This window comes from Streptomyces sp. NPDC101393, from assembly GCF_044767385.1.
Lineage (GTDB): Bacteria > Actinomycetota > Actinomycetes > Streptomycetales > Streptomycetaceae > Streptomyces.
This window is the reverse complement of record NZ_JBIWNU010000008.1, coordinates 146,031-158,906: the sequence shown is the minus strand read 5'-3', so window position 1 is coordinate 158,906 and position 12,876 is coordinate 146,031. Positions and strand designations below refer to the sequence as shown.

Genomic DNA, 12,876 nt, shown 5'->3' with positions numbered 1-12,876 from the left:
CAATGGAACGCATGATGGGACACGCTGGAATGGCGGCCACGGCCGTGCGGTATCTGCGTTCGGTCGGTGCGCCGACCACGGCCGCCACCCCGGCCACCGACCCCTCGGCCCCTCTCCCCCGCCCCTCCCTGCGCGCCGTACGCGAGGACGAGCGCGCCCCGCTCGACCCGGCCGCGTTCCGTTCGGTACTGGGCCACTTCGCCAGCGGCGTCACGATCATCACCGCGCCCGGGGAGGCCGGACCGGCCGGATTCGCCTGCCAGTCGTTCGCCTCGCTCTCCCTCGACCCGCCGCTGGTCACGTTCATGGTGGCGCGGACCTCGACCACCTGGCCGCGGATCGCCGCCGCCGGAGTCTTCTGCGTCAACATCCTCGGAGCCGACCAGCGGGAGCTGTGCCTCGGCTTCGCGGTCAGCGGCGGCGACAAGTTCGCCGGTGTCGACCGCACGGCGGCTCCCGCGACCGGTTCGCCGCGGCTGGCGGGCGTCCCCGCCTGGATCGACTGCACGATCCAGGCGGTGCACACCGGCGGCGACCACCTCATCGTGGTCGGCCGGGTCGAAGCCCTCGGCACGGACACCACGGACGCCGGCAGCGGTCCGCTCCTCTTCCACCGGGGCGCCTTCGGCCGGCTGGGCGCCCCGGACGCCTGAGGCGGCGTACCCGGGCCATCCCGGTGCGCCTCCCCCTCACCCCACCCGGCGACGCTGCCGGAGCACCAACGCCATCAGGGCAGCGAGCGCGCACAGGGCGCCCGAGGCGTACCAGACGGGGTCGTAGGTGCCGAGAGCGTCGCGTGCCAGGCCGCCGAGGAAGGCGATGACGGCGGCGCCCACCTGGTGGGCGGCCAGCACCCAGCCGAAGACGATCGCGCTGTCCTCGCCGTAGTACTCGCGGCACAGGGCGAGGGTCGGCGGAACCGTCGCGACCCAGTCGAGGCCGTAGAACACGATGAAGAAGACCATCGGCGGACGCACGGAGTCCGCGAGCAGCAGCGGCAGGAACATCAGCGACAGCCCGCGCAGGCCGTAGTAGACGGCGAGCAGCCTGCGGGTGTCGAAGCGGTCGGTGAACCAGCCCGAGGCGATGGTGCCGACGATGTCGAAGACGCCGATCACCGCGAGCAGCGAGGCGGCGGCCGTCATCGGCATGCCGTGATCGTGCGCCGCCGGTACGAAGTGCGTCTTCACCAGGCCGTTCGTCGTGGCGCCGCAGATCGCGAAGGTGCCGGCCAGCAGCCAGAACGGGCCGGTGCGCGCCGCCGAGACGAGTGCCCGCACCGCGCGCCGGGCCGCGCCGCGCTGCGGCGCCGGCTTGGGCACGAACTCCGGCGCCCCGTACGGCGCGACGCCCACATCCGCCGGGTGGTCCCGCAGCAGCAGCCACACCAGGGGGACGACGGCGAGCGCGGTCAGCGCCACGGTCACCGCGGCCGGCCGCCAGTCGTGCCGGTCGATGATCCAGGACAGCAGCGGCAGGAAGACGAGCTGGCCGGAGGCGCCGGCCGCGGTGAGCACTCCGGTGACCAGGCCGCGCCGGGCGGTGAACCAGCGGTTGGTGACCGTCGCCGCGAACGCCAGCGCCATCGAACCGCTGCCGAGGCCGACCAGCACGCCCCAGTACAGGATGAGTTGCCAGCTGGTGGTCATGAAGACGGTCAGCCCGGCGCCGGTTGCGATCAGCGTCAGGGCGGCGGCGACGACCCGCCGGATGCCGAAGCGGTCCATCAGGGCGGCGGCGAACGGTGCGGTCAGCCCGTAGAGCGCGAGGTTCACCGACACCGCGAGGCCGATCGTGCCGCGCGACCAGTGGAACTCGGCGTGCAGCGGGTCGATGAGCAGGCCGGGCAGCGAGGCGAAGCCGGCCGCGCCGATGATCGTGAGGAAGGTGACGGCCGCCACCGGCCAGGCCCGGTGCGGGCCCCTGCGGCGTCGCGGCGGCGGCCCCTGGAGGACGGCAGGGGCTGCCGCGGGGGCCGCCGCCGCGGGGGCGTGCTGCGTGGCTGCCGCCCCCCGCGCCGGTCCGGCCGTTCCTAGGGGCAGTTCGGGTATCTGGGTCACAGGAGCAGCCTGGGTCACGCCGTCCCGGGGAACGAGTGGCCGGAGGGCCAGGCTTCGCCAGGATCGGGCCAGGGGCGTCGTGACGTCCGGGCCGCCGGCTCAGAACACCAGCACCCCCCGCGCCACCCGCCCGTGATGCGCGTCGTCCGCCGCCTTCGCGAAGTCCTCGACCGGATACGTCCGGGTCACCAACTCGTCCAGCAGCAGCCGTCCCTCGCGGTACAGCCGGGCGTAGAGCGCGATGTCCCGCTGCGGGCGGGAGGAGCCGTAGCGGCAGCCCAGAATCGACTTGTCGAGGTACATCGACGACACCAGGAACGACGCCTCTGCGGTGGCCGGAGGCACGCCGAGCAGGACCGCCTGGCCGTGTCGGTCCAGCAGATCGACCGCCTGCCGGATCAGCCGCGTACTGCCCACGCACTCGAAGGCGTGGTCGGCGCCGGTCGGCAGGACGGCCTTCACGGCCTTGACGCTGTCGGCCACCGCCGACGCGTCGATGAAGTGCGTCGCCCCGAACTTCCGGGCCGCCGCCTCCTTCGCGGGATTGGCGTCCACCGCGACGATCACCGAGGCCCCGGCGAGCCGTGCCCCTTGCAGCACGTTGAGCCCGATTCCGCCGGTGCCGATCACCACGACCGAGTCGCCTCGGTCCACCTTCGCGCGGTTGAGCACCGCGCCGACGCCGGTCAGCACCCCGCATCCGATCAGCGCCGCCGAGGTCAGCGGAATATCCTCGGCGATCTTCACGGCCTGCACCGCCTTGACGACGGTACGTTCCGCGAAGGCCGAGTTCGAGGCGAAGTTGAACAGCTCCGTCTCCCCCCGCCGAAACGGTTTGCCCGGCATCCCGATCGCCTTCCGGCACATCGTCGGCCGCCCGCGGTCGCATTCCGCGCAGGCACCGCAATTGGCCAGCGTCGACAGCGCGACATGGTCGCCGGGTGCCACATGGACCACCCCCGGCCCCACCGCCTCGACCACCCCGGCCCCCTCATGCCCCAGCACCACCGGCAGCGGAAACGGAATGGTCCCGTCGACCACCGAGAGATCGCTGTGGCACAGTCCGGCGGCCCGGATCCCGACCAGTACCTCGCCCGGCCCCGGATCCCTTACCTCCAGATCGTCCACGACCTCGGTCTGTTCTCCGTCGAAGATGACGCCTCGCATCACCGCTCCCCTCTGGGCAGGCCGAGCACGCGCTCGGCGATGATGTTGCGCTGGATCTCGTCCGAGCCGCCGTAGATCGTGTCGGCCCGGCTGAACAGGAACAGCCGCTGAAGCGCGTCGAGTTCGTACGGCGCCCCCGCGGACCAGTCGGACGGACCCAGCGCGGCCGCGGCCCCGCGCACCCGCATCGCCAGTTCGCCGAGGCGGCGGTGCCAGCCGCCCCACAGCAGCTTCGCGACGCTGGGGGACCCCGCGTCACCGGCGGCTCCCAGGGTCCGTAGCGCGTTCCATCGCATGACCTTCAACTCGGCCCATTGGGCCGTGAGTTGAGTGCGAAGCACGGGGTCCTGGACCGCCCCCGCACGGAGCGCGACGCCGAGCACCTCGGCCAGCTCCGCCGCGAAGCCGATCTGCTGGACGAGCGTGGAGACACCGCGTTCCCGTGCGAGCAGCCCCATGGCCACCGGCCAGCCGGCCCCCTCCCCGCCGACCAGGTGCCCGGCCCGCGCCACCGCCCCGTCGAAGAACACCTCGTTGAACTCGGCCGTCCCCGACATCTGGCGGATCGGCCGCACCTCGATCCGTCCCGGCTGGTCCATGGCCACCAGCAGGAACGACAGGCCGCGGTGGCGCCGCTCGCCCGGGTCCGTCCGCGCCAGCACGAAGCACCAGTCGGCCTCCACGGCCAGCGAGGTCCAGATCTTCTGGCCGGTGATCCGGTAGTGGCGGCCGTCCCTGACCGCCGCGGTGCGCAGCCCGGCCAGGTCCGATCCGGCGTCCGGCTCGCTGTAGCCCTGGCACCACAGCTCCTCGCCGCGCGCGATGGCCGGCAGGAACCGCCGCCGCTGCGCCTCGTCGCCGTGCGCGATCAGGGTCGGCGCCAGCAGGTTCTCCCCGATGTGGCCCACCCGCCCCGGCGCCCCGGCCCGCGCGTACTCCTCGGCCCACACCACCTGCTGGGTGAGCGTCGCGGCACGGTTCCCGTACGTACCCCGCTCCCGGTCCCACCCCGTTCCGATCCAGCCGCCAACGCCCAACTCCCGCTCCCAGGCGCGCCGTTCCGCGACACCCCGGTGCTCGCTGCCGGGCCCTCCGACGCCCGCCAACCCGGCGTACGGGCCGACCAGATGGCCCTCCAGCCAGCCACGGGCCTCCTGCCGGAAGGCCTCATCCGTCCCGTCGAACCCGAAGTCCACGCCGCCTCCCCGACCCTCGCCCCGGCCCCGCCCCGCGGCGGCGCGGCCCGCTACGCATTGGGCCGCTGCTTCGCCGCCGCCGCGGCGCTCATCGCCCCGAGCTGCTCCAGCATCGGCATCGGGTCGACCCCGACCGACCCGGGGAGGAAGTCGGCGATCTTCTCCGGAGTCCAGCTGCCGTCCGCGTAGGCGGAGCGCAGTTCGCGCGGCTGGGCCCAGAGGGCGATCTTCGGTCCTGCGACGGTGTAGACCTGCCCGGTGATCCCGGCCTCCTTGGCCTGGCCGCTCAGCAGGTAGACGACGAGCGCGGCGACGTCTTCCGGCTCACCGATCTCCTTCAGTTCCATGGGGACGTTCGCCGACATCCGGGTGCGGGCGACCGGGGCCACCGCGTTGGCGGTCACGCCGTACTTGTGGAGCCCGAGCGCCGCGCTGCGCACCAGCGAGATGATGCCGCCCTTCGCGGCGGAGTAGTTGGCCTGGGCGACGCTGCCCTGGTGGTTGCCGCTGGTGAAGCCCACCAGGGTGCCCGAGCCTTGTTTGCGCATCACCGCGGCGGCCGCCTTGAAGACGGTGAAGGTGCCCTTGAGGTGGGTGGCGACGACCGGGTCCCACTCCTCCTCGGACATGTTGAAGAGCATCCGTTCGCGCAGGATGCCGGCCACGCACACGACGCCGTCGATCCGCCCGTACCGGACGAGGGCGGTGTCCACGATGCGCTGGCCGCCGGCCATCGTGGACACGTCGTCGGCCACCGCGACCGCCTCCCCGCCCGCCGCCTCGATCTCCTTCACCACGGATTCGGCGACCTCGCTGCTGGGCTCGCCGCCCTCCATCGAGACGCCGTAGTCGTTGACGATCACCTTCGCGCCGTGCTCCGCGCAGGCGAGGGCGACCGCCCGGCCGATACCGCGCCCCGCTCCCGTTACGGCGATGACCTTGCCGGCCAAGAAGTTCCCCATGCCGCGACCCTCCCAGAGTTTCTGACGGACCGTTAGATTCTTGGGCGGACATCGCGCGAGCACAAGACCCCTAGGGACTTTCCTTGGGTTCGGGCCCCGCGAGCCCGGCCCGGTCCGCACGAAAGCCCTGGCCGACACCGCCCACCGAGGAGGGCCCGTGACCCTGCCGCAGGAGTTCCACGACATCGCCAAACGCCTCAACAACTGGGGGCGCTGGGGAGCCGACGACGAGATCGGCACGCTCAACCTGATCACCGAGCAGGTCGTCCGGGAGGCCGCCGGCCGCATCCGCACCGGCCTGCGGATACCGCTCGCCCTGCCGCTGCGGCAGGACGGCGTGCAGACCGGCATGATCCCCGGCCGGGTGAACCCGCTGCACACCATGACCGCGATCAACCACGAGATGTTCGGCCCCGGCACGGTCGCCACTTCGGACGACGCGGTCACCATGGGCCTGCAGTGCGCCACCCACTGGGACGGCCTCACCCACGTCTCACACGGCGGCCGGCTCTACAACAACCGCCCCGCCGACAGCATCACCGCCCATGCGGGCGCCACCAGCCTCGGCATCGAGAAGGCGCCCCCGATCGCCTCCCGGGGCGTACTCCTCGATGTGGCCCGCGCCCACGGCACCGACCGGCTGCCGGGCGGCCACCCGGTCACCCCCGAAGACCTGGACGCCGCCGAGGAGTTGGCGGGGGTCACGGTGCGCTCCGGCGACATCGTGCTGATCCGGACCGGGCAGGTCGGGCACTATCTCGCGGGCGACCGGCAGGCGTACGCGTTCCCGTCCCCCGGCCTCTCGCTGCGGACCCCGGAGTGGTTCCACGCGCGCGATGTCGCGGCCGTCGCCAACGACACCCTGACCTTCGAGATCTTCCCGCCGGAGATCGAGGGCCTGTGGATGCCGGTGCACGCCCTCGATCTGGTCGAGATGGGCATGCTGCAGGGCCAGAACTGGAACCTGGAGGAACTGTCGGAGGCCTGCGCGGCCGAGGGGCGCTGGGAGTTCTTCCTGTCCGCGGTGGCCGAACCCTTCGTCGGGGCAGTGGGCGCGCCCGTCGCGCCGGTGGCGGTGCTCTGAGGCGGAGCCCCGACGCGGCGGCCTACCGGCCGGGTGGCGGTGCGCCCGTGCGCGCCCCGAGCGCGGCACCCGCGGACCGCCACCCGACTCCGGCCACGACCCGCGTTCGCCGAGACCTCGGACCGGTTGCCCGGCGCCCCCCTCGGCCTCGGCGCCCCCTCACGGCGGATCGCTCCACCCCAGCGTGATCAACAGCGCACGCCACGTCAACACCTGGTCTGGACTAATTCACCGCGCCCCGCATGTCAGGGCGCGGTGAGGTTCATCCGCCCGAGATCGGAGCCCGCCGCCATCAGCAACGACTGACAGCGGTCCACCTCGCACCAGATGCGCTTGCCGGCACCCTCCTGCTGCCACCCCCAGCGGTCCGCGAGCCCGTCGACGAGCTCCAGGCCGCGGCCGTTGGTGTCCTCGCCGTCGGCGTGCCGCTGGCGTGGCGGGCGGGCGCTGGCGTCCAGCACCTCGACGCGGACGGTCGCCACGACGGCACCCGACCCCGAGAAGCACATCCGCAGCTCGGCGGCGGAGCCGGTGTGTACCACGGCGTTCGTGACGAGCTCGGAGATCAGCAGGATCAGCGTCTCCGCGAGTGGCTCGTCGACCCCTATACCGGACCCCACGAGCCGCGAACGGGCCCATCGCCGGGCCCGCCCCACCTCCGCGGGGTCGGGCCGGACCTCCAACTGCACCTGAAGCACCTGCACCGCTCACACCATCCGAACCGGCGGAAACTTCGCCTTGCGCCTCCAAGGAGTCACGGTGCGTGACCCCGGTGAAGCACAGCATGGTTGACGTTCAGTCACCCCAACAAGCGCTTCGGGCATATTCCAGCGCAAGGGAGTATGCGTACCGCATACTGTGCGACGCACTTCGCGGGGAGTCGAACAAGGGGGAAACCCGGGCCCTGGCCCGGAAGGAGCGGCACGCAGTCCGTACCGCGGAGCCGTCATACCGACGACACCGCGACCGTTGCGCCACAGAACCACTCGCACCCGACGGAGCGTACCCGAGCAGAACGCCGACTCCCGGCTGTGACGAGTCACACCTAGGACACAACCCGATATCGACACTCCGTGACCACTTATGCCTGCGGAGTCCGACATTTCGCACACGGGTTGCCAGAGTCTGACATTGCTGGCGCCGGGACGCCCCCTCAACGCCCCTCAGCCCTCAGTCATTACGCGATCAAGCCCGCGGCCAGCGCTTCCTCCGCCTCGGCCGCCGTGCCCCAGCTCTCCGCCCGCACCCACGCCCGCTTGAGATGCAGATGCACATCGGCCTCCCAGGTGAACCCCATACCGCCGTGGACCTGCAGACAGTCCCGGGCGTTGCGCACCGCGGCCTCGTCGGCGAGCAGTTTCGCCCCCGTCACCTCCAGCGCACCCTGGGTGACGGACGCCGCGTACACCGCGCCGCGGGCCGTCTCGGCGCGCACCAGCATCTGCGCGCAGAGGTGCTTGACCGCCTGGAAGGAGCCGATGGGCGCGCCGAACTGCTCGCGCCCGCGCGCGTAGGAGACCGCCATCTCCAGCGTGCGGGCCGCGCTGCCCAGCTGCTGGGCGGCGGTGAGCAGCGCGGCCTCACGGCGTAGCGCGGCGGCGTCCAGGGCCAGGGGGGCGCCGCGCGGGACGTCCGTGACGCGGGCCAGTGGGGTGAGGGGGTCGACGGAGGTGAGACGGGCGCAGGAGACCTCGGACGCCGCGCTTCTGTACGCCCCGCCCGTGCGCCCCTTACCCGCCCCCAACGCGGCGTCCGGCCTGACTTCCGCCCCGACTTCCGAGCCGTCCGGCGCCTCGATCAAGATCAATTCATCGCAGTGGTCCGGGTGTTCCCACAGCGCCCGCCCCCCCGCCGCCTCGCACAGCCCGGCGGTCCGCTCGCCGCTCGCGACACCGTCCACCACCCCGGCCAGCAGTTGGCAGCCGACCAACGGTCCGGGCAGCAGCGCCCGCCCGGCCTCCTCCATGACCAGGACCGCCTCCGGCAGCCCGAGCCCGACGCCGCCGGCCTCCTCCGCGAGCCGCAGCGCGAAGAACCCGGCCGCGCCCAGCTCCCGCCACAACGCGCGGTCCGGCGCCGGGTCGTCGACGGCGGCGCGCAGCCGTTCGCGGCCGAACCGCCCGGCCAGCAGTTGCCGCGTACCGTCGCGCAACGCCCGCTGATCGTCGGTGAGTTGGAAATCCACCGGCCGCTCACCGCCCCTTCGGAAGGCCGAGGATCCGCTCGGCGACGATGTTCTGCTGGATCTGCGAGGTGCCGGCCGCGATGGTGTACGAGAGGGCGGAGAGCCGGTCGGCGACCCATTCGTGGTCGGCGTCCAGCGCACCGGCCCCCAGCACCTCGGCCGCCGCGTCGTACAGCTCCTGACGGGCGTGCGAATAGCGCAGCTTGAAGACCGATCCGCCGGTGCCCGGCATACCGCCGGACGCCTGCGCCTCGCTGACGTTCCACTGCGTGAGCCGCCACAGCGCCGCGAACTCCGCGCTGAGCCTGCCGAGTCTGCGGCGCAGCACGGCGTCGTCCCAGCGTCCGTTGGCGCGAGCCGTACGGGCCAGCGCGCCCAGCACCCGGCGGCAGGCCACGACCTCGCCGACGAAGGCGGTGCCGCGCTCGAAGGACAGCGTCACCATCGTCACCCGCCAGCCGTCGTTCTCCGCACCGACGCGGTTGCCCACCGGCACCCGCACCTCGTCGAGGAACATCTCGGCGAACTCCGTCGAACCCGCGAGGGTGCGCAGCGGCCGGACCGTGACGCCCGGCGCGTCCATCGGCATCGCGAGCCAGCTGATGCCGCGGTGCTTGGGGGCCGTGGGGTCGGTGCGGACCAGGAGCTCGCACCAGTCGGCGACCTCGGCGTGCGAGGTCCAGATCTTGGCGCCGCTGACCACGTACGCATCGCCGTCGCGCACCGCCCTGGTCCGTAGCGCGGCGAGGTCGGAGCCGGCGTCCGGTTCGCTGAAGCCCTGGCACCAGATCTCGTCGCCGCGCAGGATCGGCGGCAGCCAGCGGGCGCGCTGCGCGGCGGTGCCCTCGGCGACGACGGTCGGCCCGGCGTGCAGCAGCCCGACGAAGTTCGCACCGACATAGGGCGCGCCGGCGCGCTCCGTCTCCTCCAGGAAGATCAGGTGCTGGGTCGGGGTGGCACCCTGCCCGCCGGCGTCCACCGGCCAGTGCAGGCCCGCGTATCCCTCGTCGTACAGCAGCCGCTGCCAGGCCGTGTCGTAGGCCCGGCGGCCGGGCCAGTCGGCCGCCGCGGGCTTCGCCGGGAGCTTCGGCAGCACCTTGCCCAGCCACTGCCGCAGCCGCGCCCGGAAGTCCTCCTCCTCGTCCGTGTACGTGAGGTCCACTACCGGCCCCGGGCCGGGTCCGTACGCCGGCCGAGGCCCGCTCCGAGACCTCCCGCCCGGCCGCTGCCCCTGATGGTGCGTGGTGGCTCCACCGGATTCCCCATGGCTTCCCCTCGCCCGTTGACCGCATCTGATGTATCCGATGCATCTGAACCATCAGACCTATCTGATACTCCGTCAGATTCTGTTCCCAAGGCTAGCCACGGCCCCCTGGACCGGCAAGACGCGGGCCCCTACTCTCAGGACGCAATCTGACGGCACGTCAGCCAATGGGAGGGCCGCGATGAACGGCAGCACCCCGCCCGGCGCCACCTCACCCGGCACCACCCTCTGGGACCTGGTCGCCTGGCGCGCCGCGCGCACCCCCGACGCCCCCGCCCTCCTCCAGGGCGCCGCATCCGCCCGCCACGACCGCCGCATCACCTTCGGCGCCCTGCACCGCCGGGCCGAACGCGTCGCCGCCGGCCTGTACGCGCGGGGCGTACGCCCCGGCACCCGGGTCGTCTGGCAGCTGCCGACCCGCATCGAGACCGTGCTGTTCAGCCTGGCGCTGGCCCGCCTCGGCGCCGTACAGAGCCCGGTCGTCCCGCTCTACCGCGACCACGAGACCGGCCAGGTCCTGCGCCGCACCCGCGCGGCCTTCTTCGCCGTCCCCGGCACCTGGCGCGGCTTCGACCACACCGCCATGGCCCACCGCCTGGCCGCCGGGCTCCCCGACCCGCCCACCGTCATCGACGCGTACGACACCCTCCCGGACGGCGACCCGTCCGTACTGCCCCCGCCGCCCGCCACCGACGACGAGGTCCGCTGGATCTACTGGACGTCCGGCACCACCGCGGGCCCCAAGGGCGTCCTGCACACCGACCGCAGCCTCCGCACCGCCGGCGCCTGCCTCGCCGCCGCCCTGCGCATCGGCCCGTCCGACATCGGCTCGATGGCCTTCCCGTACGCCCATGTCGCGGGCCCCGACTACACCGTCATGCTGCTCCTGCACGGCATCCCGGCCCTCCTGCTGGAGCACTTCGCACTGCCCGGCTCGCTCGCCGCCTACCGCCGCCACCACGTCACCGTCGCCGGCGGCTCCACCGCCTTCTACGCCGCCTTCCTCGCCGCCCAGCGCGCCCTGCCCCCGGGCCGCCGACTGCTCCCGTCGCTGCGCCTGCTCGCCGGCGGCGGCGCGCCCCTGCCGCCCGCGCTCTACGACGACATCGTCACCGCACTCGGCTGCCGGCTGGCCCACGGCTACGCCATGACCGAGGCCCCCATGGTCACCATGGGCGACCCGCACGACACCGACGCCCACCTCGCCACCACCGACGGCCGCCCGCCGGACGGCATGGAGGTCCGCATCACCCCCGGCACCGGCGAGATACGCCTGCGCGGCCCGGCCGTCTGCAGCGGCTATCTGGACGAGCCGTCCCCCTTCGACGCCGACGGCTTCCTTCCCACCGGCGACCTCGGGCACCTCACCCCCACCGGCCACCTCGTCATCACCGGACGCCTCAAAGACATCATCATCCGCAAGGGCGAAAACATCTCCGCCCAGGAAATCGAGGAGCTGCTCCACCGCCACCCGGCCGTGGCCGATGCGGCCGTCATCGGACTGCCGGACCCGGAGCGAGGGGAGCGGGTCTGCGCCGTCGTCGAACTGACCCCTGCCGCACGGGGTTTGACACTTCCCGAGACTGCCGCGCACCTCCGCGCCCAGGGGCTGGCGCCACACAAGCTCCCCGAGCAGCTGGAGGTGCTGGCCGCCCTGCCGCGCGGGGCGACCCTGCACAAAGTGCTCAAGCAGGAGCTACGGGAGCGGTTCGGGTCCGCCGGTTCAGACGGTGAACTCCCCGTCCACGACGGCAGCGACAAACGCTGACCAGCCGTCCGCCGGTATGACCAGCACAGGACCGTGCGGGGCCTTCGAGTCACGGACGGGGACGACGCCGGGTACACCGGGGGCGACTTCGATGCAGTTGCCGCCGTCGCGGTCGCTGTAGCTGCTCTTGACCCACGTCGTCACGAACGACGACCACGCCGACCGCTCGAAGACCAGCACCGGTCCCTCCGGAGCCTTGCTGTCACGGACGGGGACGACGCCGGGGAATCCTGGGGCCACCTCTACGCAGTCGCCGCCGTTGTCGCCGCTGTAGGTGCTCTTGATCCAGGTCGCCGCGCTCAGCAGGTGCTTGTCCATGCTGCCCGTACCCCTCCATCGCCTTACTGATCACAGCGGCGGACTCCCGGGCTGATAGAGCGTCCGCCCTGAGCACATCATAGGTCTGGCCATGGCGCGCGTAGACGGCCGGATCGTCGTTGAAATGGCCGCAGTCCAGCGACTCCGAGTAGACCCAGTCATGCCCGTCAGGCAGCGTGATCAGCGACATGGAAGTGTTGGGGCGGGCGAGCCCGGCCAGGTCGGGAGTCACGACCTGGATCCGGACGTTGGGGCGCTGCCCCACGGTCAGCAGATGCGCGCACTGGTCACGCATGACGGTCGCACTCCCCACCACGCTGCGCAGACAGCTCTCGTCCAGGACGGCGACGTACAGGGGGCCGTCGTCGGTGAGGAACCGCTGCTGACGGCTCAGCCGCGCTCGAACCCGCTCCTCCACCTCGCCGCGGTCCTGGATGCGACGGGAGAACAACGCATCGGCGTACCCCTCCGTCTGCAACAGCCCCGGCACGACCTGTGTCTGATAGGCGCGCACGGCTACCGCCACCGCATCCATATCGGCGCGGCGCTGGAACCAGTCCGGATGCTCCACCTCGGGGTACCAGTCGATCCGGCCCCACATCCGGATCAACACCCCACCCGTGCCGAGGATGTCGTCGCAGGTCTTGGCGAAGGTGTCCTGCGGTACGCGCTTGCCTCCCTCGATGCGCGCCACATGGGACCGGTCGCAAGGGATCTTGCTCGCCAGCCCGTCCTGCGTTAATCGCGCCGCCTGACGGAAGTGCTTCAACACCTCCCCGAACACCGCGGCATTGGTGGCTCCCGGCCGCTCACCCGTGGCATTGCGTCGGCTCACCGCATCCATCCCCCTTCGTTCGTGACAGTTGGCGAGT

The 12,876-nt window shown here is 72.4% G+C and carries 12 protein-coding genes; 3 read left to right on the top strand and 9 right to left on the bottom strand.

Going from position 1 to position 12,876, the window contains the following annotated elements; genetic code table 11:
- Nucleotides 1-29 precede the first annotated feature (29 nt).
- The gene (locus ACIRQ7_RS25560; RefSeq protein ID WP_404265288.1) at nt 30-653 is read left to right on the top strand and encodes a flavin reductase family protein; all 624 of its coding nucleotides are present in this window, start codon (nt 30-32) and stop codon (nt 651-653) included.
- 36 nt (nt 654-689) lie between these two features.
- On the opposite strand, the gene ACIRQ7_RS25555 is transcribed toward ACIRQ7_RS25560, so the two are convergent.
- The 4 genes from ACIRQ7_RS25555 to ACIRQ7_RS25540 form a co-directional block, all read right to left on the bottom strand.
- On the bottom strand, nt 690-2,060 hold the full coding sequence (locus ACIRQ7_RS25555; RefSeq protein WP_404265038.1) for an MFS transporter: 1,371 nt from the start codon (nt 2,058-2,060) through the stop codon (nt 690-692).
- Nucleotides 2,061-2,159: 99 nt separating this feature from the next.
- A complete protein-coding gene (locus ACIRQ7_RS25550; protein ID WP_404265037.1) occupies nt 2,160-3,227 on the bottom strand; it encodes a Zn-dependent alcohol dehydrogenase in 1,068 nt (355 codons plus the stop codon).
- Complete coding sequence (locus ACIRQ7_RS25545; RefSeq protein WP_404265036.1) at nt 3,227-4,423, bottom strand: acyl-CoA dehydrogenase family protein; 1,197 nt, start codon at nt 4,421-4,423, stop codon at nt 3,227-3,229. Before ACIRQ7_RS25545 ends, ACIRQ7_RS25550 begins: the two co-directional genes overlap by 1 nt.
- A 50-nt stretch (nt 4,424-4,473) precedes the next feature.
- Entirely contained in the window at nt 4,474-5,385 is a 912-nt protein-coding gene (locus tag ACIRQ7_RS25540) for an SDR family oxidoreductase (RefSeq protein ID WP_404265035.1), read from the bottom strand.
- 157 nt (nt 5,386-5,542) lie between these two features.
- On the opposite strand from ACIRQ7_RS25540, the gene ACIRQ7_RS25535 reads away from it, so the two are divergent.
- Complete coding sequence (locus ACIRQ7_RS25535; RefSeq protein WP_404265034.1) at nt 5,543-6,469, top strand: cyclase family protein; 927 nt, start codon at nt 5,543-5,545, stop codon at nt 6,467-6,469.
- A 245-nt stretch (nt 6,470-6,714) separates the two neighbouring features.
- Here ACIRQ7_RS25535 and ACIRQ7_RS25530 read toward each other — a convergent pair whose 3' ends face one another.
- The 3 genes from ACIRQ7_RS25530 to ACIRQ7_RS25520 all read right to left on the bottom strand — a co-directional run bounded on the left by ACIRQ7_RS25530 (nt 6,715) and on the right by ACIRQ7_RS25520 (nt 9,816).
- Nucleotides 6,715-7,173: an ATP-binding protein gene (locus tag ACIRQ7_RS25530; protein WP_401474668.1), complete on the bottom strand. Its 459-nt coding sequence runs from the start codon at nt 7,171-7,173 to the stop codon at nt 6,715-6,717.
- A 473-nt stretch (nt 7,174-7,646) separates the two neighbouring features.
- Nucleotides 7,647-8,654, bottom strand: coding sequence for an acyl-CoA dehydrogenase family protein (locus ACIRQ7_RS25525; protein WP_404265033.1), 1,008 nt, complete (start codon nt 8,652-8,654; stop codon nt 7,647-7,649).
- Between the two features lie 7 nt (nt 8,655-8,661).
- Nucleotides 8,662-9,816 (bottom strand): acyl-CoA dehydrogenase family protein, encoded by a 1,155-nt coding sequence (locus ACIRQ7_RS25520; RefSeq protein ID WP_401474662.1) that lies wholly within the window; start codon nt 9,814-9,816, stop codon nt 8,662-8,664.
- A 283-nt stretch (nt 9,817-10,099) separates the two neighbouring features.
- Between ACIRQ7_RS25520 and ACIRQ7_RS25515 the strand changes: the two genes are divergently transcribed.
- The gene (locus tag ACIRQ7_RS25515) at nt 10,100-11,686 is read left to right on the top strand and encodes a class I adenylate-forming enzyme family protein (RefSeq protein WP_404265032.1); all 1,587 of its coding nucleotides are present in this window, start codon (nt 10,100-10,102) and stop codon (nt 11,684-11,686) included.
- Here ACIRQ7_RS25515 and ACIRQ7_RS25510 read toward each other — a convergent pair.
- Both ACIRQ7_RS25510 and ACIRQ7_RS25505 read right to left on the bottom strand, forming a co-directional pair.
- Nucleotides 11,642-12,004: a DUF397 domain-containing protein gene (locus ACIRQ7_RS25510; RefSeq protein ID WP_404265031.1), complete on the bottom strand. Its 363-nt coding sequence runs from the start codon at nt 12,002-12,004 to the stop codon at nt 11,642-11,644. The two genes, ACIRQ7_RS25515 and ACIRQ7_RS25510, sit on opposite strands and share 45 nt — an antisense overlap.
- On the bottom strand, nt 11,889-12,839 hold the full coding sequence (locus ACIRQ7_RS25505; protein ID WP_404265287.1) for a Scr1 family TA system antitoxin-like transcriptional regulator: 951 nt from the start codon (nt 12,837-12,839) through the stop codon (nt 11,889-11,891). Before ACIRQ7_RS25505 ends, ACIRQ7_RS25510 begins: the two co-directional genes overlap by 116 nt.
- Between the last annotated feature and the right edge of the window lie 37 nt (nt 12,840-12,876).

Bases quoted from the DNA above. Each gene is read 5' to 3' on its own strand.
- ACIRQ7_RS25515 (WP_404265032.1), top strand. From the start codon at position 10,100: ATGAACGGCAGCACCCCGCCCGGCGCCACCTCACCCGGCACCACCCTC.
- ACIRQ7_RS25540 (WP_404265035.1), bottom strand. From the start codon at position 5,385: ATGGGGAACTTCTTGGCCGGCAAGGTCATCGCCGTAACGGGAGCGGGG.
- ACIRQ7_RS25510 (WP_404265031.1), bottom strand. From the start codon at position 12,004: ATGGACAAGCACCTGCTGAGCGCGGCGACCTGGATCAAGAGCACCTAC.
- ACIRQ7_RS25560 (WP_404265288.1), top strand. From the start codon at position 30: ATGGCGGCCACGGCCGTGCGGTATCTGCGTTCGGTCGGTGCGCCGACC.
- ACIRQ7_RS25550 (WP_404265037.1), bottom strand. From the start codon at position 3,227: ATGCGAGGCGTCATCTTCGACGGAGAACAGACCGAGGTCGTGGACGAT.